The sequence below is a fragment of the Clostridia bacterium genome, assembly GCA_017554615.1.
In the GTDB taxonomy this organism is placed as follows: Bacteria; Bacillota; Clostridia; order UMGS1840; family HGM11507; genus SIG450.
The window spans coordinates 23,969-48,846 of sequence record JAFZHY010000012.1 but is presented as its reverse complement, the minus strand read 5'-3'; the positions used below and the strand labels follow the sequence as shown (position 1 = coordinate 48,846).

The following is a 24,878-nucleotide window of genomic DNA, read 5'->3' as shown; positions in this document are numbered from 1 at the left end:
GTTGTTATGCCATTATTTGAAGGTTACGAAAGAAGAATTGATAAAATAAATGTTGTTCTTAAACAATATGATATTGCAAGTATTGAAGATGCAGTTAAAATCTGTAATGACAAAGGCATTGATGTTTTAAAATTAGTTAAAGACATTCAGCCAATCTGTTTTGAAAATGCTTGTTACGCATACGCACTTGGTGCTGCTATTGCAATTAAAAAAGGTTGCAAAGTTGCTGCTGATGCTGCTGAAGCAATCGGTGAAGGTTTACAGGCATTCTGTATTCCTGGTTCAGTTGCTGAACAGAGAAAAGTTGGTTTAGGCCACGGTAATCTTGCTGCTATGCTTTTAAGAGAAGAAACAAAATGTTTTGCATTCGTTGCAGGACACGAATCATTTGCTGCTGCTGAAGGTGCTATCGGTATCGCAAGATCAGCAAACAAAGTTAGAAAAGAGCCATTAAGAGTTATCTTAAACGGTCTTGGTAAAGATGCAGCTCAGATCATTTCAAGAATTAACGGTTTCACATACGTTAAAACTGATTATGACTATGCTACAGGCGAACTTAAAGTTATAGAAAAAATTCCTTACTCAAACGGAGACAAAGCAAAAGTTAACTGCTATGGCGCAAACGATGTAAGAGAAGGTGTTGCTATTCTTCATCTTGAAGATGCAGGCGTTGGTATCACAGGTAACTCTACTAACCCTACAAGATTCCAGCACCCTGTTATGGGCACATACAAAAAAGAAAGAATTGAAATGGGTAAAAACTTCTTCTCCGTTGCTTCAGGCGGAGGTACAGGAAGAACTCTTCACCCAGACAATATGGCTGCAGGTCCTGCTTCTTACGGTTTAACAGACACAATGGGAAGAATGCACTCTGATGCTCAGTTTGCAGGTTCATCTTCAGTTCCTGCTCACGTTGAAATGATGGGACTAATCGGTATGGGTAATAACCCAATGGTTGGTGCATCTGTTGCAGTTGCTGTTGCTGTTGAAGAAGCGATGAAATAAATTGCAATAAGCAATTTATTTTAATAAAATTTGCACAACTAATATTGAAATGATTAAACAAAAATGCACTGTGAAGATTATCTTCACAGTGCATTATTTTTTATTATATATTAGTTTTCCTGAATACTGTTTGTAATTGCTTTTTTCTTCCATCTACCTGCTTTATAGAAAAGTAAAGTTATAATTGCATTCATAACCCATGATATAAGAAGAGAAATCTGGATACATTCTTTTACACCATATGGAAGAAGGGGTGTTCTTGTCATATATGATATACCATATGCAAGAGGAACACGCAGAAATACGATTGTAATAAGAGAAATCCACATAGGGGTTAATGTATCCCCTGCTCCTCTCATAATACCTGACAAGCTTTGTGTTACAGCCATAGCAATATATCCAACTGCAAGAATCATCATAAGATTATAACTCATATCAACAAGTTCTTTGGTATCTGTAAATAACATCATAAGGTATTTACCGAATATTAAAATAACAAGTGTTATAAATGTTGAACATAAAACCGCAAGAAGTGTTCCCTGCTTTGCACCTTTTGTAACCCTTTCATAATTACCTGCGCCTACATTCTGCCCTGAATAAGTTGTAAGGGACATTCCGAAAGAGAAGTTTGGCATCATGGCAAAACCGTCAACACGCATTATAATTACATTGGCTGCAATAAAAAGTTCGCCAAAACAATTTGTAAGCGATTGAACAACAATCATAGCAGAAGATACTATTGCCTGAGTTACTCCTGACGGAATACCAAGCCTTATTATAGTTTTTAAATATGTGCCGACAGGTTTTATATATTTTAAGCCAAAGTCAAAATATTCGTTCATTTTAGAAAGTTTAATAAGACATAAAGAAGCAGAAACAACCTGTGAAATTACAGTAGCATATGCAACACCTGCTACCCCCATTTTTACATAGGCAACAAAAACTATATCTAAAACAATATTTATAACTGTTGCAACCAGTAAATAAATCAGGCAGGAAAAAGAATCTCCCATACCTCTTATAATACCACTTAAAATATTATAAAAAGCCATACCCGCAATACCTATGAGAGAAATTGTAAGATAACTTGTACAGTCATTAAGTATAGACTGCGGAGTATTTAACATTATAAGAATAGGCCTGATAAAAGGTGTTGCAACAAGGATAAGACCTATACAGCAAATTATGGTTATTGTTATAGAGTTACCTATTGTATAAGAAAGGGCATCCCTGTTTTTAGCACCGTAATACTGGGACACCATAATATTAGCACCTGCAGATATACCGATAAATAAAACAAGAAGCATATTAAGAATAGGCATTGCACTGCCGACTGCGGCAAGGGCATTATCCCCTATATATTTACCAACAACAATACTATCCACCGTACTGTATAATTGCTGGGCTATATTACCAATTAACATTGGCAGAGTAAACATCAATATACCTTTCCACGGTGTCCCTTTTGTTAAGTCTGTGGGAGCAGAAAGTTTTTTTACCATTAAATCACCTCGTAATAAATATACATCTTTTTTATTATAATACAAAGTGATTAAAAAAGCAAAATATTTTTTATATTTTTACAAATTAAAAAGGATGCAAAATAAATTTTGCATCCTTTTAGTTTAATTTATTTTTTGGACTCTGCAATTATTTTTTCTGCTACCATATTTGGTGCTTCTTCATATCTTTCAAAGTCAAATTCAAAACTTCCTCTTGCATGAGTCATTGAACGAAGGTCAATTGCGTATTTGTGCATTTCAGCCATAGGCACTTCGGCAGTAACTTCCTGCAACCCGTCGCCTATTGGGTTCATACCAAGAATTCTTCCTCTTCTCTTATTAACATCGCCCATAATATCGCCCATATAATGATCAGGAACTATAACAACAAGTTTACCGATTGGTTCTAATAAAACTGGGTTTGCCTGTTCCAAACCGTTTTTATATGCTATATGCGCTGCCATTTTAAATGCCATTTCAGAAGAGTCAACTGGATGGTAAGAACCGTCAAGAAGTGTTGCTTTTAGGTTAACAACAGGGTAACCTGCAAGAACACCGTGTTCAATACTTTCCTGAAGACCTTTTTCAACTGCAGGGAAATAGTTCTTTGGAACGCTTCCACCAAAAATCTGTTCTCCAAATTCTAATCCTTCGCTATGTCCAGGTTCAATTTCGATTTTAACATGACCATACTGACCATGACCACCTGATTGTTTCTTATGTTTACCTTCTGCAGTAACCTTTTTCTTAATTGTTTCTCTGTATGGAACTTTTGGCTCTGCTAAAGTAACTTCTGCACCGTATCTTGATTTTAATTTACTGATAATAACATCAATATGCTGTTCGCCCATACCTGAGATTATAAGCTGATGAGTTTCTGTGTTATTATAGAAGTTAAAACTTGGGTCTTCGTGTCTTAATTTTGAAAGACCTGAACTGATTTTTTCTTCATCGCCTTTTTCTTTTGGAAGAATTGCTAATGATAATGCAGGTTTAGGGAAAACAAGTTTTTCAAATTCTACAAGACACTTACTGTCAGAAAGTGTATCCCCTGTTTTTGTGATATTAAGTTTATTAACTGCACCTATATCCCCTGCAGAAAGTTTTTTAACTTCAATCTGTTTTTTACCACACATTGTAAAAATTCTTGAAATTCTTTCATCTTCATTTTTTCTAATGTTTTTAAGAGTTGTATCAGGAGTTAATGTTCCTGACATAACCTTAAAGTAACTTAATTTACCAACATATGGGTCAACCAATGTTTTAAATACAAATAGTGATAAAGGTTCTCCATCTTCAGTTTTAACTTCGATAACTTCTTCTGTACCAGGTTTATATGCTGTTCTTTGTTTTATTTCGTTTGGTGCAGGGAAATATTCTGCAACTGCATCAACTAATGCTTTAATACCGATATTTTTAAGAGCAGAACCGAATAATACTGGAACGATAGAACATTCGTCAATACCTTTTCTAACTGCGCCAAGTATTTCTTTTTTAGTGAATTCTTCGCCGTTAAAATATTTTTCCATAAGTTCATCGCTTGTTTCAGCAACAGCTTCGCTTAACATATCAGTATTTTCTTTAACTTCGCTCTCATACTGAGCAGGTAAGTCCATTGCCTCGTTTCCGCCTGTAACATATTTTCTTGCTTCGGCATGGATAACATCATAGAAACCAACTACTTTACCGTTATCTCTTATAGGAATATATAAAGGAGCGATAGATTTACCGAATGTTTCTTTCAGACTGTTAACAACTGCAGTAAAATCAACATCTTCTTCGTCAATTTCATTAACGAATATTATTTTAGGGATATTATTTTTTTCTGCAACTTTCCATGCTTTTTCTGTACCAACCTGAACACCTGATTTTCCGCTTACCATAATGATAACACCGTCAGCAACAGATGTTCCTTCTATCATTTCGCCGACGAAATCAAAATATCCCGGTGTGTCAATTATATTTATTTTACAATCGTTCCATTCAAAACTTGCAAGTGCAGTATTGATAGAAATTTTTCTTTTTACTTCTTCCTGGTCAAAGTCCATAACGGTATTTCCGTCAAGCACTTTACCCTGTCTGTCGATAAGTTTAGCATTGTAAAGCATTGCTTCTGCTAAATTAGTTTTACCTGTTCCGCCATGGGCAACTAAGGCAATATTTCTGATTGAGCCAGTAGTATAATCTTTCATTGTGATTTATCCTCCATTTTTTTACTGAACTATTACGATAGTTGAAGCCTGGAATGCTCCGTTAACCATTCTGCCGATAACAACAACATAATCATCTACATAGATGTTTTTAATTGTTTTTGTTGCAGTAACTGCACCATCAGCAGTAATTTTTGTTGATGATGAAACAAAAATCTGTTTAGACTCACCATTTGCAGTTTTAACATTTATAAAACCGTAAGACGGATTAACAACTTCTACAACACCAGAAATCTGACTTACTTCTTCAACTGTTGAAACTCTGATTTCGGAAACCGCACCACTGTCTGTTGTGATTTTCGCTGTCATATCAAGTCTTAAATCATAGATTTCACATTCTTCATCGTCTAAGAATACTTTAATAGAATTGGTAAGAGGGTATCTTTCATCATCCCCGTCTTTAGTAACAACGATAGAAGATTGTTTTGCAATTAAAATTTCAGTAATTGTACCAGATAAACTACCGATTTCACTTGTTACCTGTAATTTACTGATCTTATTATATCTTACGATAACCTTAGATACTTTATCTCCAACAATAAGATTTGCTAAAGTTGAATCTTTACCATTTCTTATAACTGCAATTTCGTCTGAAACAAAATATGTTTCAATTATACCGTTTTTTCTCTGGATAACAACTTTTCTCTCATCGAAAGAAAGTTCTTTAATAACTCCGTCTGTAAATTCGTCTGTTGCGTCTAATACATCAATTCTAAATACTTTGTTATCTTCATCAAGATATAACTTAGCGTTATCTTTTGTTCTTAAAACTGAAAGTGTAGCATAAGAACCGTCAACATAAACTTCACAAGTTGGAAGAACAGAATAAATTTCTACTTCCCCTGTCTGACTGTTATCAATTTTAACAGTTTTAACTGATGTTAAAACGATTTCTTTAATTTCTCCTAAAACTAAAGTATGTACTTCTGGTTCAAAATAGATTGCTTCAACTCTTTTTAAGGTTGTGTCTTCAAATACCAAGATAACATCTATGCCTTCTTTTAATTCGTCGCTTTCTATTTCTTCTCCGTTTAGATAAAATACTGCATCGGAAACATCATAATCTCCGTCGCCACTTTCAAGTTCAACTGTTATTTCATCATTTCTTATTCTGTCATATTTACCTTCAACAAAAAGAAGTTCTGAAAGACCCATAACTCTGTAAAGCATAACTGCCATCTGGGCTCTGTTAACCTGGAATGAAGGCTCAAATGTTGTTTCGCTCATTCCCTGCATAATATTTTTGTCTTTTACATATTTAACAAATGCTCTTTTACCTGCAGGAATTTTATTTTCATCTTCATATCCTGTATCATCATCTGACAAATCAACTTCTCCGCCTAAAACTTTTGCTAAATATTCTGCTGCTTCATATCTTAAAAGAGGTTCATTAAATTCATCATTATCGGCTATATCTAAAATTTCGTCTAATGAGAATACACCTTTATATATTAAGAAAGCAACTTCGTTTTTATACTGAAGGTCTAAATCTTCAAGGTCATCTTCGTATATATCATATATATCCTCAAGTTTATCAGAATATACATCATTTTTAATTCCTAAAATTCTGGATATAAGAAGCATTGCTTCTACTTTTGTAATACCTTTATCAGGCTTAAATGTACCGTCAGGATAACCTGTGATAATTCCTTTATCTGCCATTTCGCTGATCTGACTTACTGCCCATGAATAATCTTCTTCTGATACATCAGAAAAAGCATTGGCAGCAAAACTAACTGCAGATAGGCTTAAAAACATTGTGATTACAAGTGTAATGGAAATTAATTTCTTCAACACTTTAAATTCCTCCTTGGTATATATATTTTTTATAGTTACATTTTAACATATCCTACAAAAAATATCAAGAAATATTATCATATATTTATGAATTTTTTATAAAAAATACACTACAAATTGTGTTTTTTTATAGAAAGTATATAAAATATACAAAAAAGACCAAAGTACATAATAAACTGCACTTTGGTCTTTAAATTAGTAATTAAAACCTGCTTCTATTGCTTTTGTATTTATTTCAAGCATTTCTGCTCTTTTTGGTGGAATAAGTTTTGATAAAGCAACAGATACATCTTCTAAGTTGAACATTCCTGTTTCTTTTAAAACTTTACCTGTTATAATCATATTGGCAAGTTTTGATGCATTCATATCATATGCCATTGTTGTAGCAGGTATACCCACATATTTTATATCATCTCTTTTATGCTCATTATCACAAAGAGAACTATCATAAAACAATGTTCCGCCCGGAAGAATAGAATTTTCAAATTTATCAAAAGACGGTTTGTTAAGTATTACTGCTTCGGTAGGGTTAACAACATATGGGGAACCAACTGAAGAATCATTTATAATAATATGACAGTTACAAGTTCCACCTCTCATTTCAGGCCCATATGAAGGAAGCCATGAAACTGCTTTGTCAAATATCATTCCTGTATATGCAAGTAGTTTTCCGGCAAACAGTATACCCTGACCGCCAAACCCTGCAAGAATTATTTCGTGATTCATAATTACACATCCTCCCTATCTTTATATACACCAAGAGGATAAACAGGCATCATATTTTCTTCCAACCATTTTAGCGCTTCCTGTGGAGAAAGCCCCCAGTTTGTAGGACAGGTTGAAAGAACTTCTACAATGGAGAATCCTTTTTTGTTTATTTGATTTTCGAATGCTTTTTTTATAGCCTTCTTAGCATTTCTTATATTTTTAACATTATTTACTGCAACTCTTTCTGCGTATGTTGTACCGTCTAAAGTAGAAAGCATTTCACATACCTTTATAGGATAACCCTGTGTTTCAGGTTTTCTTCCGAAAGGAGTTGTCTGGGTAATCTGGTCAACCAATGATGTTGGCGCCATCTGACCACCTGTCATTCCGTAAATAGCATTGTTTATAAATATAATTGTTATATTTTCGCTTCTACCTGCTGCGTGAACGGTTTCTGCTGTACCAATGGCTGCTAAATCCCCGTCTCCCTGATATGTGAAAACAATATTGTCAGGGTTGGCTCTTTTAACTCCTGTTGCAACTGCAGGTGCTCTTCCGTGAGCCGCTTCAACCATATCACAATTAAAATAGTTATATGCAAATACTGAGCAACCAACAGGTGCGATACCTACTGTTTTGCCTTCTATACCAAGTTCGTCAATAACCTCTGCAACAAGTCTGTGAACTATACCGTGAGTACAGCCCGGGCAGTAGTGAAGAGGAACATCTGCAAGGGCATGTGGTTTTTTAAATACTATACTCATTATTTTATACCTCCTGCAACTTCTCTTATTTTTTCCAATATTTCTTTAGGTGTAGGAATAACTCCGCCTGTTCTTCCTGTGAAGTCAACCTTTGCTTTTCCGTTAACAGCAATCATTACATCCTCTACCATCTGACCTGTACTCATTTCAACAGAAATAAATGCTTTGGCTGTATCTGCCGCTTTATTTATTATTTTAGTTGGGAAAGGCCATAGAGTAATCGGTCTTATAAGACCTACTTTGATGCCTTCTTCCCTTGCCATTTTTATAGCATTTTTTACTATTCTGCCGATTGTTCCGTATGCTACCATTATAATATCAGCATCTTCGATACCTTCGGCTTCATATTTAACTTCGTTTTCTTTGATTTCTTCATACATTTTATCTCTTGCAAGAACTGTTTTTTCCAATGTATCAGGATCTATGTATAAAGAATTGACAACATTATGTTCTCTTTTTAAACCTGTACCGTTTGTTGCCCATGTTTTTTCTTTTAAATCTCTTCCTTTATATTCGCCGAATGCAACAGGCTCCATCATCTGACCAAGCATACCGTCGCCCATAATCATAACAGGCATTCTGTACTGGTCTGCAATATCAAATGCTTCTAAAGTTAAGTCAACACATTCCTGAATAGAAGAAGGTGCTAAAACAACTAAATTAAAGTCTCCGTGTGCAAGACCTTTTGTAGCCTGGAAATAGTCAGACTGAGCAGGTTGAATACCACCTAAACCAGGGCCACCTCTAACTATATTAAGAATAACGCAAGGTAAATCTGCACCTGCCATATATGATATACCCTCTGCTTTTAAACTTATACCAGGGCTTGAAGAAGATGTCATAGCACGAACGCCTGCAGCAGCAGAACCGTAAACCATATTGATAGCGGCAATTTCGCTTTCTGCCTGCATAAATAATCCGCCTACTTTAGGCATATTTTTTGCCATATAGGCTGAAACCTCTGTCTGAGGTGTTATAGGATAACCATAGAAATGTCTGCAACCGGCTCTGATAGCGGCTTCAGCAATCGCTTCGTTACCTTTCATAAGAACTTTATCCATTATAATCAATCCTTTCTCACTTCTATTACACAATCAGGACACATTGTAGCACAAAATGCACAGGAAATACATTTTGACTCATCTGTCATTTCTGCAGGATGGTAGCCTTTAGAGTTAAGTTTATCCTTTGATAATATAAGTAAGTTCTTAGGACAAACTGTTGTACAAAGACCGCAACCTTTGCATAATTCTTCATTAATAGTAATCTTTGCCATTTTTTATAACCTCCATACTTAAATCTATAATTGCCATGGCATATTAAGATATTTCTTTATAGGAAACAACTTAGCAGATGACATTTTCTTATATTCTGATACATTCTCTTCTAAAAGAGATGTAAAAATAAAAGGCAGTTTTAATTCGTCGCACACAGTTTTAACAATTTTTTCGCCCTCTAATATATCGGCACATTCTGTTTCATACGATAAATTTGTATTATTTATAAGACCTGTTATTTTAAGCCTCGAATTATAATTTATTTCCTCTGTCATAATTATAATATTTTCCTTGTTGTCAGTCAATGGTCTTTTAGTATTTATTACTGAGTACATTTGGTAATTTTCTTGTGAAAAATAACCAAAAAATCTTCCAAGAGCAGTTGCTCCTGCATCGTCTCCCCCTACATCAAACACTATTTTCTTTGATTTATCGGCAAACACCTTAATTAAATGAGGTGGAAGCGACGGAATATCCACATTGGTATTTGCATAGGTTGGGGATATTACTTCAATGCCCATATCGTTTAGCATTTTTTCGTTATCTTTTGTTCTGTAATACGCATTTACAATGTCAAGGTCAACAATTATAACATCATTTCCCTCTTCTTTTAACTTTATTGCATAGTTGACTGCTACTTCAGTTTTACCGCTTCCGTAGTGGCCAACAAAAATCGTTATTCTTTCTTTCATTTAAATCAACCTTTATCTTTTTTATAACTTAAAGACTGAGAAAGCATTTCCTCCGCACTCTTTAGTGTATTCTGGGTTATTTTTACTCCGCCTATAATTCGCGCTATTTCGTTAGTCTTTTCTTCGTCATTCATTTTGATAACTTTAGTTTTAGTAGAATTATCATACACATTTTTTTCTATTAAAAAATGTGTGTCTGCCATTGACGCAATCTGCGCAAGGTGGGTAACACATAAAACCTGCCTATTTTTTGAAACATAGTAAAGTTTTTCTGCTATTTTCTGCGCTGCTCTTCCACTTACACCTGTATCAATTTCGTCATAAATCATAGTTGGAATATCATTAGTATCAAGAAGCGCACAATTTATTCCAAGCATTATTCTTGAAAGTTCGCCGCCTGATGCTATTTTTGTAAGTTTACCAGGCTCAATTCCTGCATTTGCACTTATTAAAAATTCGACTTTGTCAGTACCGTCTTTTAAGAATTTTTCTTCTTTTACAATATCAACTTTAAATATGCAGTTTTTCATATTAAGTTCGTTAAGATGCGCCATAACTTCTTTTTCAAGTTTTTTACCCGCAATTCTTCTTTTTTCGCCAAGTGCATTGCTTAAATTTGTAAGTTCTTCTTTTTTTAATGATAGTTCCTTTGTAAGAGTATCAATATATTCATCAGTTGACGATATAGTTTTAACTTCTTCTTTAATTTTTAAATAGTAAGACATAATATCATTATAATCTTTGCCGAAACGCCTTCTTAAATCATTTATCTCGTCTATTCTTTTTTCAGTTTCGTAAACATCATTTTCATTAAAAGAAAAGGAAGAAAGATAGTTTCTAAGAGAGTCTCCCACATCTGACAGATTATAGTATATTTCGTTTATTCTGTTATACATTTCTTCTATTTCGCCATCAAATGATGAAACTTCTGCGATCTGTTTTAATGATGATGATAAAAGTTCTTCTATCGATTCTTTACCATTACCTTTTTTTATCATATTATAGGCATAATAAAGATTATCGGATATCTTTTTACTGTTTGCCATCATCTTTCTTCTATCTAAAAGTTCTTCATACTCGCCCTCTTTTAGATTAACATTTTCTATCGTTTCAATTTCGTATGTAAGAAGACTTAGTTTTCTTTCTTTTTCGTATGAATCAATTGTCATCTTTTCTATTTTTTCTTTAATTTCTTTTGCTTTGTTAAACACTTCTTTGTATTCAGCCAAAAGGGTATCACACCCTGCAAATTTATCAAGAAGTATAATATGTTTATCAGAATTTGTTAAATCCTGATTATCGTTTTGCCCATGGATATTTATAAGTTCTTTACCTATTTCCTTAAGAATGGAAATGGTGGAAAGTTTACCATTAATGCGTATATTATTCTTACCGTCAACGCTTATTTCTCTTGAAATTAAAAGTTCGCCGTCTTCTATGTCTATTCCGTATTCTAAAAGCAAATCGGAAATATTTTTACAAACATCAAACAAAGCTTCAACTTTTGCACTGCTTTCCCCTGTTCTTACAATGTCTTTAGAAGCTCTGTTTCCAAGTATTAAATTTAAAGAATCAATTATAATAGATTTACCTGCGCCTGTTTCTCCTGTGAGAACATTAAGCCCTAAGTCAAAATCTATCATTGCCTGTTCAATAACTGCAATGTTATTTATGGACAAACTCTTAAGCATTATTTATTCCTCTTATTTATTATTTATCTTGTAAACAAGTTTTCTTGCGTGTTCTTCGGTTTTGGTAACAATCATTATGGTATCGTCTCCTGCGATAGTTCCCATTACTCCGTCCTGATGCAGATTATCAATAGCAAAGGCAACACCCTGAGCCATACCCTGAATAGTTCTTATAATAACAATATTGTTCGCATAATCAACACTTGAAACTGCTTCGTTAATAATAGTAAACAGTTTCATAGTGCTTTCTGACGAGTTTTTAGAAATTTCAGATGCTACTCTGCTGTACTTATTACCCTTTTTATCCGAATGCACTTTTATAAGTTTAAGTTCTTTAATATCTCTTGAAACTGTTGCCTGAGTTACCTTAAACCCTGCATTCTTTAATTTAAGAGTAAGTTCCTCCTGAGTGGAAATTTCTTCTTTTTCTATAAAGTCAAGAATTGCCATCTGCCTTTTCTGCTTCATTATTTAACACCCCTTTGAGACAATTTGTTATTTAGTATGGAATAAAAACTCTTGTTATTTATTCTTATAAGTTTAGTTTTATAATCTGATTTTTTAATAAAGATGCTTCCCTTTATTTCTATTGATTCCTGCCCGTCAGGAGATACAAAAACTTTCTTATTGTATTTTTCATTAACAGTTATTTCAAGTTCCCTGTCTGATGAAAATAATATAGATTTATTTTTTAAAGAATGAGGACAGATTGGGGTTGCAATTATTACATCAACACCAGGCTCAACTATCGGGCCTCCCGCAGACAGAGAATATGCAGTAGAGCCTGTGGAAGTTGCAATAATAAGCCCGTCGGCAGTATAGTTTTCTACATTTTCACTGCCTATCATTAAATTGATGTCTATCATTCTCGGATATGACCCTCTTGAAATAATAACATCGTTTAAACAGTTATAGTTTAGTTTATTGCCTGATATATCTGTAATGGCACAATTTATCATCATTCTTTCATCAATGGTATAATCTCCCAAAAGAAGTTTATTTAAGGTTGAAAGTTCATCCTTTTCCATTTCAGATAAAAAGCCTAAATTACCAAGATTTATTCCCATTACAGGCTTGTTGTATATTGCACAGTTTCTTGCTGCTTTAATGAGTGTTCCGTCGCCGCCAAGGGCAAGAATTATATCGCTTATCTTATATAACTCTTCGTTGGAACAGAATATAACAGGAATATTCTCAATAAATTTTTCGTATTTTTTATGAATAAAAACTTTTATATTTTTATCCGAAAGAATTTCGTATATTTTTTTTATAATATCAAGATTGATTTCTTCTGCGTTTTTAAGGACTATCCCTATATTTTTAATATCCATATTACAACTCCGAATGAGAAGCAGAAACAACATTTTCTATTATTTCGTTACCTACTTCAAAATCACTTTCTTTCTTTATATGCATAAGATATTCAATATTTCCCTCAGGCCCTTTTATAGGCGAATAATCAAGGTCTACTATTTTAAAGCCCATTTCTCTTGCAAATGAGAAAACTGTATATATAACTTCTTTATGAACATTTATATCTCTTACAACACCCTTTTTACCAACCTTTTCTCTTCCTGCTTCAAACTGAGGCTTTATAAGGGCAACACAGTCTCCTTTATCTATAAGTAATTCGCGTACCTTAGGGAGAACAAGTTTTAAAGATATAAACGAAACATCTATTGAGATAAAATCAACAGGCTCGGTAATAAGCGAATTATCAAGGTGGCGTATATTAGTTCTTTCCAAATTACAAACCCTGTCATCACATCTTAATTTCCATGCAAGTTGACCATACCCTACATCAACAGAGAACACCTTTTTTGCACCGTTCTGGAGCATACAGTCGGTAAACCCTCCTGTTGATGCACCGATATCCATACAAACCTTACCCTCTAAGTTTAAATCAAACTTATCCATTGATTTTTCAAGTTTCAAACCCCCGCGGCTTACATATTTTAAACCCTGGCGGACTATGATATTTGCATCGGTTGGTACATTTGTTCCAGGTTTGTCAATTTTTTGCTCGTCAATATATACCACACCTGCCATAACAAGGCTTTTTGCCTTTTCTCTGCTTTCGGCAAGACCTTTTTCAAAAAGCAACAAATCTATTCTTTGTTTTTGTTCACTCAAAAACCAAACACCTCTTTAATTTCACTGTAAATACTTTCAGAGTCTAACTTCAAATGTTTTAAAAGTTCATTATAACTGCCATGTTCAACAAACTGGTCTTTTATGGCTTTACTTAGGAACTTATATTCTACATCGTTAAGCAGGGCATTTATTCTGTCTCCAAGACCACCGTTTTGAATTCCCTCTTCTATAACAACTAATTTTTTAGTTTTAAGAACTGAAGTTTTTATAAGTTCAGTATCTATCGGTTTTACAAATCTTATATTTATAACATCTGCCTTAACACCAAAGTCCAAAAGCAATTTAGAAACTTTTAAAGCAACACCAACCATTCTGCCCTCTGCAACAATGGTGATATCATCTCCGCTCTTTAAAAGTGATGCTTTTTTATATTCGATAGAAGGAGGACTCTCAAGTTTAAAAGTTTCTCCCCCTCTCGGATACCTTATTGCAACAGGACCGTTATGTTTATTTACTGCATATTGAAGCATAAGTCTTAACTCGCAAAAATCGGCAGGAGATAAAACAGTCATATTAGGAATTAAGTTAAGATAAGACATATCAAAAAGGCCCTGATGAGTTTCTCCGTCTTCCCCTACTATTCCTGCACGGTCAATACAAAATACAACATGAAGGTTCATTGCACATACATCTGTAATAATCTGGTCAAACCCTCTTTGAAGAAATGATGAATACACTGCAAATACAGGAGTTAAACCTGACTGAGCCATTCCTGCACACATAGAAACTGCATGTTCTTCACATATTCCCACATCAAAAAATCTTTTAGGAAATTTCTTGGAGTATTCTATAAGCCCTGTTCCTGATGGCATTGCCGCAGTTAAGGCAACTATATTTTCATTAGTTTTAGAAAGTTTAATAAGTTCTTCTCCAAAAACCGAAGAAAAGTCTGCCTGTTTTACTTTTGTTTCCCCTGTTGTGATATTAAAGGAAGAAACTCCGTGGAATTTTTCAGGATTTTCTTCAGCAGGCTTGTACCCTTTTCCTTTTTGTGTAACCGTATGAATAACAACCGGCTTATTTATATTTTTACATACTTTAAATACTTCTATTAATTCTTCAATATTATGACCGTCATACGGGCCATAGTATTTTATTCCAAGATTTTCAAAAAATTCGCCATTGGAAACTGCTTTTCGTAATATTCCTTTGGCACCTGATACTATACTTTTAAAAATCGGGGTTTTATTAATTATTTCTCCCCATTTTTCCTTTGCGTCTATATAAGAACTGTTTATTCTTAATTTAGAAAGGTATTTTGAAATACTGCTTTGATTTTTGGATATAGACATTTCATTATCGTTTAGGATAATTATAACATTATCGTTATCCATATCCTGACCTATATCGTTCATCGCTTCATATACCATTCCGCCGCCAAATGCACCGTCTCCTATAAAGGCAATTACCTTACAGTTTTCGCCTTTGATTTCTGCGGCTCTTGTCATTCCAAGTGCAACAGATAACGAGTTTGAACTGTGGCCTGTATTAAAAAAGTCATACTCACTTTCTGCTACCTTAGGGAAACCTGAAATGCCTTTATATTTTCTTAAATTAAAAAACTCGTCTTTTCTGCCTGTTATAATTTTATGAACATAACTCTGATGCCCTACATCAAAAACTACTTTATCATAAGGAAAATCAAACACCTTATGCATTGCCAAAGTAAGTTCTACAACTCCTAAGTTTGATGCAAGATGGCCACCAGTTTCTGACACGGTTTTTATAAGATGATCTCTTATCTCACCAGACAGAGTTTTTAATTCTTCGATATTTAGTTTTTTAATATCATTGGATGAATGAATACCATCTAACAACATTTTTATCTCCTTTATTTATACAGGGAAAAATCCACCTACAAGACATCCTAAAATTGCGCCTATAATAACTTCAAACGGAGTATGACCTAAAAGTTCTTTTAAGTTTTTATCCATTTTAATATGTTCTTTTTCTTCCCATTCTTCTATAATAATATTTATTATTCTTGCGTGTTTACCCGCTTCCTGTCTTACATTTGCAGCGTCATACATTACTATAAGTGCAAAGGCTAATGTTATTGCAAACAATATACTTTCCACGCCCTCAATTCTTCCTACCATAATACAAAGGGTACATACCATTGACGAGTGAGAACTTGGCATTCCCCCTGAACCGAACATTCTTGAAATGTCAAACTTTCTGCTGGTAACAAGCACAAGAATTGTTTTTATAAACTGAGCAACAAACCAACTTAATAGGGTGGCAACAATTACTTTATTCATAAAAAAACTGTTTAAAAAATTCATCAGACACCTCTATTTATTTCTTACAATAAGATAGTTTATAAGGTCTTTTAAAAAATGGTTTTTACCTTCAAATCTATCTAAAATTTTATCGGCACGGGCAGTAAGATTTTTAATAATATCTTCACATTCTTCTATGCTCTTATAAGTAAGATATGTAGTTTTATTATTCTTTTCATCACTGCCGATAGGTTTTCCTAAATCTTTGGCATCCCCTGTTTTATCCAAAATGTCATCCTTTATCTGAAATGCCATTCCTATAAGGCTTCCGAACTCTGCCATAAGTTCTATAGTTTTATCATCTTCCCCTGCAAGTATTGCGCCTAATGCACAGGATGCTTTTAAAAGCGCACCAGTTTTTAGGGAATGAAGTGTATTAAGCAGGTCTTCAGATATTTTTTTATTTTCATTTTCTATATCTATAACCTGACCGCCAATCATCCCGTCTTTACCTGCACAGTTTAGGATATACCTTGCGCCTTTTAAAGTATCAGGCAAAGTGCAGGAAAGCATTTTTTCGTACGAATAATTAAGAAGCGCATCCCCTGCAAGTATTGCCATTGCTTCGGAATACTTCTTATGACAGGTTGGTTTCCCTCTTCTTAAATCATCATTATCCATAGCAGGAAGGTCATCATGAATGAGCGAATAGGTATGAATATACTCTATACCTGCCATAAAGGGCAAAATACTTTCATAATCACTTTTAAAAAGTTCATACACACTCATCATAAGAACAGGTCTTATTCTTTTCCCCCCTGCATTTACGCTGTATCTCATAGCAGAGAGTAGAGTTTTATAAGGAAGGTTATCTTCCTTTATATCTTCTTTAATATAATTTTCTATTATATTTTTTCTTTTCTCATACTCAATATTAAAAGTATTCATATATACACTTTCCTACTCTATATTAAAGTCTTTTAAGGATGAGCCGGTAACAATTTTTATCTTACCTTCTGCTTCATCCAATGTTTTTGAAAGAGTATTGGCAATTAAAACTCCTTCTTCAAACATTTTGATAGACTCTTCTAAAGGAGCGTCTCCCTTTTCAAGTTTTGAAACTATATTTTCTAATTGTTTAAGATTTTCTTCAAAGGTTGCCATCAATATTCCTCCCTGGATATTACCTTACATCTTGCTTTACCGTCTGCAAATTTAAGGTTTATAATATCTTCACTGATAATATTTTTTACACTGTCTAAAACTTTGCCATTATCGTCTTCGACAAATGTATATCCCCTTTTTAAAACTTTAAGGGGACTTAATCCGTCTAAAAGTGCAACATTCTTAATATATCTTTCTTTAAACTTTGAAATCGCATCAGAATATGTTAATAAAAGTTTATCCGAAAAGTTTGAAACATCCTGCTGATATTTTTCTAAAATTCTTTCAGGGTGTTTTAAAACATTGGAATTTTTATACATATTTATTTTATCATTTAAAAACTCTATCTTTTTTAGCAAGGATAAATACATTCTTTTTTCAGATGAGTTAATAAATTCCATTACTTCATATACAGATGGAACTGAGAGTTCTGCTGCTGCAGACGGTGTAGGTGCTCTTAAGTCTGCCACAAAATCTGATATTGTATAATCAGTTTCATGCCCTACTGCAGAAATTAAAGGAACAGTTGATTTAAATATTTCTCTTGCAACTTCTTCTTCGTTAAAACACCATAAGTCTTCAACCGAGCCGCCACCCCTGCCGATAATAATAACGTCAACTTTATTTTCGTTAAAATACTTTATCCCGCTTATAATGGATAAATGTGCATCTTCCCCCTGAACTTGCGCAGGATATATTATTATATCGACATTTTTCCAACGCCTTTTTAAAACGTTTATTATATCTCTTATCGCTGCACCTGTCGGCGAGGTTACAACCCCTATGGTTTTAGGAAAACGAGGAATCTGTTTTTTATACCTTTCATCAAAAAGGCCTTCTTTTGAAAATTTTTCTTTCAACTTTTCAAATTTTATATGAAGTGCTCCGATTCCGTCAGGCTGCATTTCGTTAACATATAACTGATAAACACCGTCTCTCTCATAAGAAGAAAGACGGGCATTAAGAATAACCTTCATACCGTTTTCCGGCTCAAATTGAAGGTTATATGCATTAAATTTAAACATCACTGCTTTTATAACGCTTTTTTCATCTTTTAGACTAAAATAGCAGTGCCCTGATGAATGCTTTTTAAAATTTGAAATTTCCCCTTTGACATAAAGGCTTGTGAACACAGGGTTTAAATCAAAATACTCTTTAATAAGAGAATTAAGCTCGGTAACCGAAATAATCATAGTTTATTTTTCTTCCTTATTTTTATTAACAAGATTGCCAAGCACTCCGTTAACAAATCTGGCAGTATTTTCTTCATCGTAGAGTTTAACTATTTCTATGGCTTCGTTTACAGAAACTTTATCAGGAATATCGTCTCTAAAAAGAATTTCATAAATACTTACTCTAAGAGCAGCAAGTGCCACTTTTGATATTCTTGAAATTTCAAAATCTTTAGAATACATAGAAATTGTATCGTCTATAACACCTATATTTTTATTGATACCGAATATTATATCACGAACAAACTCTAAATCTTTATCTGAAAATTTACCATTTTCTTTTTCGTAATCTTCCTTAAAGGACTCAAGATAATTCCCCAATGCTTCTTCAGGCGTATCAAAACTAAGAGACCTGCCAAATGTTATAAGAAAAGCATATTTTCTTAAATCCTGTCTTTTCATAGCGTACCTCCGATATATACTTTTGTAAATCTTATTCAGCAATAACCCCTTCGATAAACACATCAATATCAAGAACGTGCATACCTGCAATGCTTTCCACAGCATCTTTTATTTTTTCCTGAATAACTTTGGAAACCGAAATAAGATTTGTACCGTATTTTAAAACAACAAATACTTCAATATTAAGTTCATTATTTTCTTTAAACTCTACTTTAATGCCTTTATCTTTACCTGTTGCTTTATCGGAAATCATATCAAGAAAACTTTTGGAATTAGAACTTTCTCCAACAACGGAGTGAACTTCCTCAATTTCAGAAAGGGCATTTTTTGCAATAGATGCAATAACATTTTCGGAAACTGTAATATCACCTGTTTCTACTGTTGTGTTAATGTTTTCTTCTTCGTATTTTTTCATTGTTGTTGCCTCCTTAATTTTTCATAATTGAATTATATTATATTTTATCATTTTTTATAATATATTTCAATATATTTTGTAAACTTTATGCATTATTTTTCCCTGAAAATGCAACTTTTTTCATTAAGTTGAAAATTATTTTAAAAAAGGCAGTTTCACACTGTGCGAAACTGCCTTTTAAAATTAGTATAATGGATATTTATCAGTTAATTTTTTAACCTCTTCTTTGATTTCTTCTTTCTTATTTTCAAAATCTTCGCCTAAAGCCATTCCAATAAGTTTTGCTATAACTTTCATATCTTCTTCTAAAAATCCACGGGAAGTAGTCGCAGGTGTACCAATTCTTATTCCACTTGTAACAAACGGACTTTCAGGGTCATTAGGAATTGCATTTTTATTAACTGTAATATTAACTTCGTCAAGTCTTTTTTCTGCTTCTTTACCTGTAATCTTAAAGTTTCTTAAATCAACAAGCATAAGATGGTTGTCTGTACCTCCGGATACTAAGTCAAACCCTTCTTTACAAAGACCTTCTGCAAGGGCTTTGGCATTTTTAACAACCTGTGTCTGATAAGCCTTAAACTCATCTGACAGCGCTTCTTTAAAGCATACTGCCTTACCTGCTATAACATGCATTAAAGGACCACCCTGAAGACCAGGGAAAACTGCTTTATCAATAGCCTTGGCATACTCTTCTTTACACATAATCATACCACCTCTTGGACCACGCAATGTCTTATGAGTGGTAGTGGTAACAAAATCTGCATAAGGAACAGGGTTTGGATGAAGCCCTGCAACAACAAGACCTGCGATATGGGCAATATCAACCATAAGATATGCACCCACTTCTTTGGCTATCTGAGAGAATTTTTCAAAGTCAATAATTCTTGGATATGCACTTGCTCCGCAAACTATCATTTTTGGCTTATGCTCTAAGGCAAGTCTTCTGACTTCTTCATAATCTATTCTGTGAGTATCGTCATCTATACCGTATGGAATAACATTATAGTATTTACCACTGATATTTACAGGGCTACCGTGAGACAGATGCCCTCCGTGAGCAAGATTCATACCTAAAATAGTATCGCCAGGATTTAACATAGCAAAATAAACTGCAGTATTCGCTGCTGCTCCACAGTGAGGCTGAACATTAGCATGGTCGCAACCAAAAAGCATTTTTGCTCTTTCTCTTGCAAGGTCTTCTGCTATGTCAACACATTCACAACCACCATAGTATCTTTTACCAGGATAACCTTCTGCATACTTATTGGTAAGTGGTGTGCCAACTGCTTCCAAAACTGCTTCGGATACAAAGTTTTCCGATGCGATAAGTTCTATATTTCCTCTTTGTCTTGCAACTTCTTTGGAAATCGCCAAGGCAAGTTCAGGGTCAACTTTTGAAATTTTTTCTGTAAACATCTTGAATTTCTCCTTTAAATCATAATAATTTATTATATTATATACTATATTGTAGGTTATTGCAATGGTTTTTTACCTTTATTGACAAAAAATAAGGATATTTGTATAATATTAATGAGAGTTTTATTCTTAAGGAGTATAAAAATGACTAAAAAAGAAAGATATAAAAAGATAAAAGAAATATTTGATATAGAATATTATGACGCAGTATGTTCGCTGAATTTCAAAAAGCCTCACGAACTCTTAATTTCAACCATTCTTGCTGCACAATGCACAGATAAGAGAGTTAATCAGGTAACCGTTTCTTTATATAAGAAATATCCTGATATCTATGCTTTTGCAAATGCCGATTATGATGAACTTTGTATGGACATAAAATCCACAGGTTTTTATCATTCAAAGGCAAAAAACATAATTCTTGCCGCTAAAAAAATAACAGAGGAATTTGGCGGAGAAGTACCAAATGATTTTGATAAATTAACATCACTCAACGGAGTAGGAAGAAAGACTGCAGGAGTTGTTATGGGGGACGCATTTGGTAACCCTCATCTTGTTATTGATACTCATGCAAAACGTCTGGCAAAAAGAATGGGGTTTACAAAATTTGACGACCCGTACAAAGTTGAAATGGACCTTGCAAAGATTGTTCCCAAAGATGACAGGGCTACCTTTTGCCACCAGTTGGTTTTTCACGGAAGGGCTGTTTGCAACGCAAGAAAACCTAAATGCGATATATGTAAGATAAAAGATATATGTTTAAAAAAGATATAACAAAAGGCTTTATTTAAAGAGTTAAACTTTTTAAATAAAGCCTTTTCTTGAAGGGATAGGTAAAAATGTTTGGAATGGACAAACTTAGCCAAAGCATTGCTTTGGGTTACCCGACGCTGTATGAGATACAGCGAGTGTGTAACCATTAAGGTATTATACAAACTCGTTTTGGAATTACAAATTTCTGATATTATGTCGTTAAAAGCCTTGAGAATATAAAAATATTCCCAAGGCTTTTGCCTAATTCTATCTAAAAATTTGTTAATTCTAAAATTCTATGAACCTTATAAACCTTTAAAAATAAGATTTTTCAAGGCGAAAGATTTCGATAATACGAGGTATATCGAAATTGACAACGAAGAAAAAGCCAGTTTTAAAGGTTTTAAGGCGTGTTTGCATAATACTTTAATGGTTATGTTTGTTCATAGCAAAAAGTTTTAAATTTCAAAGATTTTTATTTTTAAAAATCTTTACCTTGTTACTGTTATTCTTGTATATTGCGAACATCTCAATAATTTACATTATTAACTTTTTGCGATCCAGACTTTTTTAACATCCCTTCCCTAAAAAAAATAGTTTGGAAAATGTTTTCCAAACTATCAAAAATCATATAACAAAATATACTGCAATTATTTAAACTTTCTTTTTCTTGCAGCTTCGGATTTTTTCTTTCTTTTTACACTTGGTTTAACGTAGTGTTCTCTTTTTTTGATTTCAGTTAACACTCCTGCTCTCGCACACTGTCTTTTAAATCTACGAAGAGCGTTATCTAAAGATTCGTTTTCTTTAATTCTGATTTCTGACATTTGTTTCCCTCCCTCCGCTAAAGCAAATGCTTTGGGTGCTTAAAAATTATTTAAGCGATACATAATACTTCTTCCGAACATAATATGCTATTACATTATACATAGTTTTTGGTATTTTGTCAACAAATTTTGTAAAAAATATTATTTTTATATGCATCTTCCACATTATTTTAACAATGTCGAAACATTTTTGTATTCCCCTCTTTAGTTTTGACATTTTTTTCCATATGTAAGTTGTATAATATATTTTACTTACATAAACTACAAAGTATTAAAGAGGAGATTTAAAATGGAATTACTTAAGAAAAACTCAACCGTGATTAAAAAAACTAAATTCAGTTTCTCTTTTATAATATCAAAATATAAGGAAACAGCATTGATTTGTCTGATATCTTTTTTTATTGGAAGAATAAATTTAACACCAGGCATATCCCCTTTTGCACTTCCCTTTTTACTTGCATCAGGTAAAAATCCTGTGGTAAGTTTATCTGCTCTGTTGGGCTTATGGAGTATGGGAAGCAGTAATTTTACAAGATATCTTCTTGCTGTTTTATTCGGCCTTACCCTATCAACTCTTATTAAATGGATTTTTCCAAAGATTGATGAAAATAAGGTAAACCCCAGCATTTGCCTTATTTCATACTTTATCTTCGGCTTATGCTTTACCCTTTTTAAAGATTATTTTATATATGATATTTTAGTTGTTATATTTGAGGCAGTATCATCCTTTGCACTATACTATGTCTTTAAAAAAGGCACTGACTCAATTATTAAGATTTTTGACAAAAAATATTTTACATTAGATGAAATAATAACCTTTCTTTTTGTTATTGCATTATTTATTGCAGGAATGGACGAAATTACACTTTCAGAACATATAAAGTTAAAAAACATTGCTGCAACATATATCGTATTTCTCGGCGCTGCATCAGGGAATTTAGGGCTTGGCGCACAGATAAGCACATTTGCAGGAATAGGTGCAGGATGCGGAAGCGATATGGCAGGAATTTACATAGCATCTTACTCAATTAACGGTCTTTTATCTTCTGTGTTTTACAAGTATGGAAAAATTATTACCGTTATGGGATTTACCTTAGGAAATGTTATTTTGAATTTAATAACTGTTACTGAAAATTATATGGTAATTTCCTATCTTGAAATTGCAATAGCAGCACTTATTTACATAATTTTTCCTGACATTTTATTTAAAAAACTGTTTATGACAGATGAAAAAAACACATTTGAGAACAGTTCGGCAATGACTATAAAAAATGTTGCAACGGTTAAACTGGACAGGCTCAGCATTGCATTTAAAAAACTTGCAGACACCATAACCGAAACCCTTTCCAAAAAGGAAAAAGTAACAGTTGATTACAGAAACGAAATATGCGAAGAATTAGCAGAAAGAGTATGTAAAAACTGTGCTTTAAGATTTTACTGCTGGCAGAAAGATTACAATAAAACTATTGACTCATTATTTGTTGCCATTAAAAAAATAAATACAAAAGGTAAAATAAAAAAAGAAGATTTACCTGAAGCGTTTAAAAACAAGTGCGTTAAATTAAATGATATATTACTTCACATAACTTCTCTTTACGAAATTTACAGATTAAATTCGGTATGGCAAAATAAAATGAACGAAAACACCAGAATTTACAAAGAACAGTTTACAGAACTTTCAGATATTGTTTCTAACTTAAAAAAAGAGATAGAAAAAAACCCATATTTTGATAAAAAACTATCCCTTGATATATCATCGGCACTTGAAAATGACGGAATTAATATAAAGAGCATAAATGTATTAAAAGACTCAAATGAAAACACCCAGATTGAACTTACTCTCTTTCCCTGCCAGAAAAAAGACAAGTGCTATAAATTTATAGAAAAAAGGCTTACTGAAATACTTGAAATTCCATTTATTAAAGTATCGGGAAAATGCTCTTTTAAAGAATGTATACTACGCTTTAAAGAGGGGGAAAATTTCTTTTTAAATTCAAGTGTTAAGCAGAACACCAAAACAAGTTCTGAAAAAAACGGAGATAATTACTCTATAAAAACTCTTGATAATTCCACAAGATATATTATCTTATGCGATGGAAGCGGAAGCGGGAAGGTTGCATCTTTTTATTCAAAAAATACCATTAAACTTATGGAGGAATTTTTAAAGACAGGCTTTTCCAAAACAACCTCTGTTAAACTTATAAATTCTTCCCTTATGTGCAGCGGAGAAAGTGATTATTTTTCTACTATTGATTTAAGCATACTCGATTTAAAGAACGGAGAACTTGAAATATTAAAAAGAGGCGCTTGTCCTACATATATAAAGAAGGCTGACGGAGAATTTATAGTTATTAAAAACAACTCATTCCCTGCCGGAATTGTTGAAAACAAAGATGATATAATAAATAAAATAAAACTTTCTAAAGATGATATGATAATTATGCTAAGCGACGGAATTTACGATTCAATAGATAAGGAAGACTGGATAGTAGATGCCTTAAAGGCTATTAAATCAGACGACCCTGATATTATCTCGGATACTTTATTAAAAATTGCAAGAACAACAAAAAACAAAGACAAAGATGATATGACAGTTATAGTAAGCAAAGTGTCAAATTTGTAAATTTATGTATATTTTCTTTTTTTA

The 24,878-nt window shown here is 33.1% G+C and carries 24 protein-coding genes; 3 read left to right on the top strand and 21 right to left on the bottom strand.

Annotation, left to right across the window (positions count from 1 at the left end):
• The first annotated feature begins 6 nt into the window (after positions 1 to 6).
• Positions 7 to 1,005: a GGGtGRT protein gene (locus tag IKZ35_02535; protein ID MBR4892840.1), complete on the top strand. Its 999-nt coding sequence runs from the start codon at positions 7 to 9 to the stop codon at positions 1,003 to 1,005.
• A 110-nt stretch (positions 1,006 to 1,115) separates the two neighbouring features.
• On the opposite strand, the gene IKZ35_02530 is transcribed toward IKZ35_02535, so the two are convergent.
• From IKZ35_02530 to IKZ35_02435, 20 genes are all read right to left on the bottom strand, one after another.
• A complete protein-coding gene (locus IKZ35_02530; GenBank protein MBR4892839.1) occupies positions 1,116 to 2,507 on the bottom strand; it encodes an MATE family efflux transporter in 1,392 nt (463 codons plus the stop codon).
• A gap of 128 nt (positions 2,508 to 2,635) precedes the next feature.
• Entirely contained in the window at positions 2,636 to 4,699 is a 2,064-nt protein-coding gene (gene fusA / locus IKZ35_02525) for an elongation factor G (GenBank protein ID MBR4892838.1), read from the bottom strand.
• 21 nt (positions 4,700 to 4,720) lie between these two features.
• Positions 4,721 to 6,514, bottom strand: a complete 1,794-nt coding sequence (locus tag IKZ35_02520; GenBank protein MBR4892837.1) for an S-layer homology domain-containing protein — start codon at positions 6,512 to 6,514, stop codon at positions 4,721 to 4,723.
• 195 nt (positions 6,515 to 6,709) lie between these two features.
• A complete protein-coding gene (locus IKZ35_02515) occupies positions 6,710 to 7,240 on the bottom strand; it encodes a 2-oxoacid:acceptor oxidoreductase family protein (GenBank protein MBR4892836.1) in 531 nt (176 codons plus the stop codon).
• 2 nt (positions 7,241 to 7,242) lie between these two features.
• The gene (locus IKZ35_02510) at positions 7,243 to 7,986 is read right to left on the bottom strand and encodes a 2-oxoglutarate oxidoreductase (protein ID MBR4892835.1); all 744 of its coding nucleotides are present in this window, start codon (positions 7,984 to 7,986) and stop codon (positions 7,243 to 7,245) included.
• Complete coding sequence (locus IKZ35_02505) at positions 7,986 to 9,047, bottom strand: 3-methyl-2-oxobutanoate dehydrogenase subunit VorB (GenBank protein MBR4892834.1); 1,062 nt, start codon at positions 9,045 to 9,047, stop codon at positions 7,986 to 7,988. Before IKZ35_02505 ends, IKZ35_02510 begins: the two co-directional genes overlap by 1 nt.
• A 5-nt stretch (positions 9,048 to 9,052) precedes the next feature.
• Entirely contained in the window at positions 9,053 to 9,262 is a 210-nt protein-coding gene (locus IKZ35_02500) for a 4Fe-4S binding protein (protein MBR4892833.1), read from the bottom strand.
• A 24-nt stretch (positions 9,263 to 9,286) separates the two neighbouring features.
• Positions 9,287 to 9,955 carry an ATP-binding protein gene (locus IKZ35_02495; GenBank protein ID MBR4892832.1) on the bottom strand — a complete coding sequence of 223 codons (669 nt, stop codon included), beginning with the start codon at positions 9,953 to 9,955 and terminating at the stop codon, positions 9,287 to 9,289.
• Positions 9,956 to 9,960: 5 nt separating this feature from the next.
• On the bottom strand, positions 9,961 to 11,646 hold the full coding sequence (recN, locus tag IKZ35_02490) for a DNA repair protein RecN (protein MBR4892831.1): 1,686 nt from the start codon (positions 11,644 to 11,646) through the stop codon (positions 9,961 to 9,963).
• Positions 11,647 to 11,658: 12 nt separating this feature from the next.
• Positions 11,659 to 12,114 carry an arginine repressor gene (gene argR, locus IKZ35_02485; protein ID MBR4892830.1) on the bottom strand — a complete coding sequence of 152 codons (456 nt, stop codon included), beginning with the start codon at positions 12,112 to 12,114 and terminating at the stop codon, positions 11,659 to 11,661.
• A complete protein-coding gene (locus IKZ35_02480; protein MBR4892829.1) occupies positions 12,114 to 12,977 on the bottom strand; it encodes an NAD(+)/NADH kinase in 864 nt (287 codons plus the stop codon). Before IKZ35_02480 ends, argR begins: the two co-directional genes overlap by 1 nt.
• Before the next feature lies 1 nt (position 12,978).
• Positions 12,979 to 13,779 (bottom strand): TlyA family RNA methyltransferase, encoded by an 801-nt coding sequence (locus tag IKZ35_02475; protein MBR4892828.1) that lies wholly within the window; start codon positions 13,777 to 13,779, stop codon positions 12,979 to 12,981.
• Positions 13,776 to 15,620: a 1-deoxy-D-xylulose-5-phosphate synthase gene (locus IKZ35_02470; protein ID MBR4892827.1), complete on the bottom strand. Its 1,845-nt coding sequence runs from the start codon at positions 15,618 to 15,620 to the stop codon at positions 13,776 to 13,778. Before IKZ35_02470 ends, IKZ35_02475 begins: the two co-directional genes overlap by 4 nt.
• Positions 15,621 to 15,635: 15 nt before the next feature.
• Positions 15,636 to 16,085 carry a divergent PAP2 family protein gene (locus IKZ35_02465; protein MBR4892826.1) on the bottom strand — a complete coding sequence of 150 codons (450 nt, stop codon included), beginning with the start codon at positions 16,083 to 16,085 and terminating at the stop codon, positions 15,636 to 15,638.
• A 9-nt stretch (positions 16,086 to 16,094) separates the two neighbouring features.
• Entirely contained in the window at positions 16,095 to 16,970 is an 876-nt protein-coding gene (locus tag IKZ35_02460) for a polyprenyl synthetase family protein (protein MBR4892825.1), read from the bottom strand.
• Between the two features lie 12 nt (positions 16,971 to 16,982).
• On the bottom strand, positions 16,983 to 17,186 hold the full coding sequence (gene xseB, locus IKZ35_02455; protein MBR4892824.1) for an exodeoxyribonuclease VII small subunit: 204 nt from the start codon (positions 17,184 to 17,186) through the stop codon (positions 16,983 to 16,985).
• Positions 17,186 to 18,379, bottom strand: coding sequence for an exodeoxyribonuclease VII large subunit (locus IKZ35_02450; protein ID MBR4892823.1), 1,194 nt, complete (start codon positions 18,377 to 18,379; stop codon positions 17,186 to 17,188). The genes xseB and IKZ35_02450 overlap by 1 nt, the downstream gene beginning before the upstream one ends.
• A 3-nt stretch (positions 18,380 to 18,382) precedes the next feature.
• A complete protein-coding gene (gene nusB, locus IKZ35_02445; protein ID MBR4892822.1) occupies positions 18,383 to 18,820 on the bottom strand; it encodes a transcription antitermination factor NusB in 438 nt (145 codons plus the stop codon).
• 31 nt (positions 18,821 to 18,851) lie between these two features.
• Complete coding sequence (locus tag IKZ35_02440; GenBank protein MBR4892821.1) at positions 18,852 to 19,235, bottom strand: Asp23/Gls24 family envelope stress response protein; 384 nt, start codon at positions 19,233 to 19,235, stop codon at positions 18,852 to 18,854.
• Between the two features lie 183 nt (positions 19,236 to 19,418).
• Complete coding sequence (locus IKZ35_02435) at positions 19,419 to 20,654, bottom strand: serine hydroxymethyltransferase (GenBank protein ID MBR4892820.1); 1,236 nt, start codon at positions 20,652 to 20,654, stop codon at positions 19,419 to 19,421.
• Between the two features lie 144 nt (positions 20,655 to 20,798).
• On the opposite strand from IKZ35_02435, the gene nth reads away from it, so the two are divergent.
• The gene (nth, locus tag IKZ35_02430) at positions 20,799 to 21,425 is read left to right on the top strand and encodes an endonuclease III (GenBank protein MBR4892819.1); all 627 of its coding nucleotides are present in this window, start codon (positions 20,799 to 20,801) and stop codon (positions 21,423 to 21,425) included.
• 629 nt (positions 21,426 to 22,054) lie between these two features.
• On the opposite strand, the gene IKZ35_02425 is transcribed toward nth, so the two are convergent.
• Positions 22,055 to 22,231, bottom strand: a complete 177-nt coding sequence (locus IKZ35_02425) for a 30S ribosomal protein S21 (protein ID MBR4892818.1) — start codon at positions 22,229 to 22,231, stop codon at positions 22,055 to 22,057.
• Between the two features lie 289 nt (positions 22,232 to 22,520).
• On the opposite strand from IKZ35_02425, the gene IKZ35_02420 reads away from it, so the two are divergent.
• The gene (locus tag IKZ35_02420) at positions 22,521 to 24,854 is read left to right on the top strand and encodes a SpoIIE family protein phosphatase (protein ID MBR4892817.1); all 2,334 of its coding nucleotides are present in this window, start codon (positions 22,521 to 22,523) and stop codon (positions 24,852 to 24,854) included.
• Positions 24,855 to 24,878 lie beyond the last annotated feature (24 nt).

Bases quoted from the DNA above. Each gene is read 5' to 3' on its own strand.
- IKZ35_02535 (MBR4892840.1), top strand. From the start codon at position 7: ATGCCATTATTTGAAGGTTACGAAAGAAGAATTGATAAAATAAATGTT.
- IKZ35_02530 (MBR4892839.1), bottom strand. From the start codon at position 2,507: ATGGTAAAAAAACTTTCTGCTCCCACAGACTTAACAAAAGGGACACCG.
- fusA (MBR4892838.1), bottom strand. From the start codon at position 4,699: ATGAAAGATTATACTACTGGCTCAATCAGAAATATTGCCTTAGTTGCC.
- IKZ35_02515 (MBR4892836.1), bottom strand. From the start codon at position 7,240: ATGAATCACGAAATAATTCTTGCAGGGTTTGGCGGTCAGGGTATACTG.
- IKZ35_02510 (MBR4892835.1), bottom strand. From the start codon at position 7,986: ATGAGTATAGTATTTAAAAAACCACATGCCCTTGCAGATGTTCCTCTT.
- IKZ35_02505 (MBR4892834.1), bottom strand. From the start codon at position 9,047: ATGGATAAAGTTCTTATGAAAGGTAACGAAGCGATTGCTGAAGCCGCT.
- IKZ35_02500 (MBR4892833.1), bottom strand. From the start codon at position 9,262: ATGGCAAAGATTACTATTAATGAAGAATTATGCAAAGGTTGCGGTCTT.
- IKZ35_02495 (MBR4892832.1), bottom strand. From the start codon at position 9,955: ATGAAAGAAAGAATAACGATTTTTGTTGGCCACTACGGAAGCGGTAAA.
- recN (MBR4892831.1), bottom strand. From the start codon at position 11,646: ATGCTTAAGAGTTTGTCCATAAATAACATTGCAGTTATTGAACAGGCA.
- argR (MBR4892830.1), bottom strand. From the start codon at position 12,114: ATGAAGCAGAAAAGGCAGATGGCAATTCTTGACTTTATAGAAAAAGAA.
- IKZ35_02480 (MBR4892829.1), bottom strand. From the start codon at position 12,977: ATGGATATTAAAAATATAGGGATAGTCCTTAAAAACGCAGAAGAAATC.
- IKZ35_02470 (MBR4892827.1), bottom strand. From the start codon at position 15,620: ATGTTGTTAGATGGTATTCATTCATCCAATGATATTAAAAAACTAAAT.
- IKZ35_02465 (MBR4892826.1), bottom strand. From the start codon at position 16,085: ATGAATTTTTTAAACAGTTTTTTTATGAATAAAGTAATTGTTGCCACC.
- IKZ35_02460 (MBR4892825.1), bottom strand. From the start codon at position 16,970: ATGAATACTTTTAATATTGAGTATGAGAAAAGAAAAAATATAATAGAA.
- xseB (MBR4892824.1), bottom strand. From the start codon at position 17,186: ATGGCAACCTTTGAAGAAAATCTTAAACAATTAGAAAATATAGTTTCA.
- IKZ35_02450 (MBR4892823.1), bottom strand. From the start codon at position 18,379: ATGATTATTTCGGTTACCGAGCTTAATTCTCTTATTAAAGAGTATTTT.
- nusB (MBR4892822.1), bottom strand. From the start codon at position 18,820: ATGAAAAGACAGGATTTAAGAAAATATGCTTTTCTTATAACATTTGGC.
- IKZ35_02440 (MBR4892821.1), bottom strand. From the start codon at position 19,235: ATGAAAAAATACGAAGAAGAAAACATTAACACAACAGTAGAAACAGGT.
- IKZ35_02435 (MBR4892820.1), bottom strand. From the start codon at position 20,654: ATGTTTACAGAAAAAATTTCAAAAGTTGACCCTGAACTTGCCTTGGCG.
- nth (MBR4892819.1), top strand. From the start codon at position 20,799: ATGACTAAAAAAGAAAGATATAAAAAGATAAAAGAAATATTTGATATA.
- IKZ35_02425 (MBR4892818.1), bottom strand. From the start codon at position 22,231: ATGTCAGAAATCAGAATTAAAGAAAACGAATCTTTAGATAACGCTCTT.
- IKZ35_02420 (MBR4892817.1), top strand. From the start codon at position 22,521: ATGGAATTACTTAAGAAAAACTCAACCGTGATTAAAAAAACTAAATTC.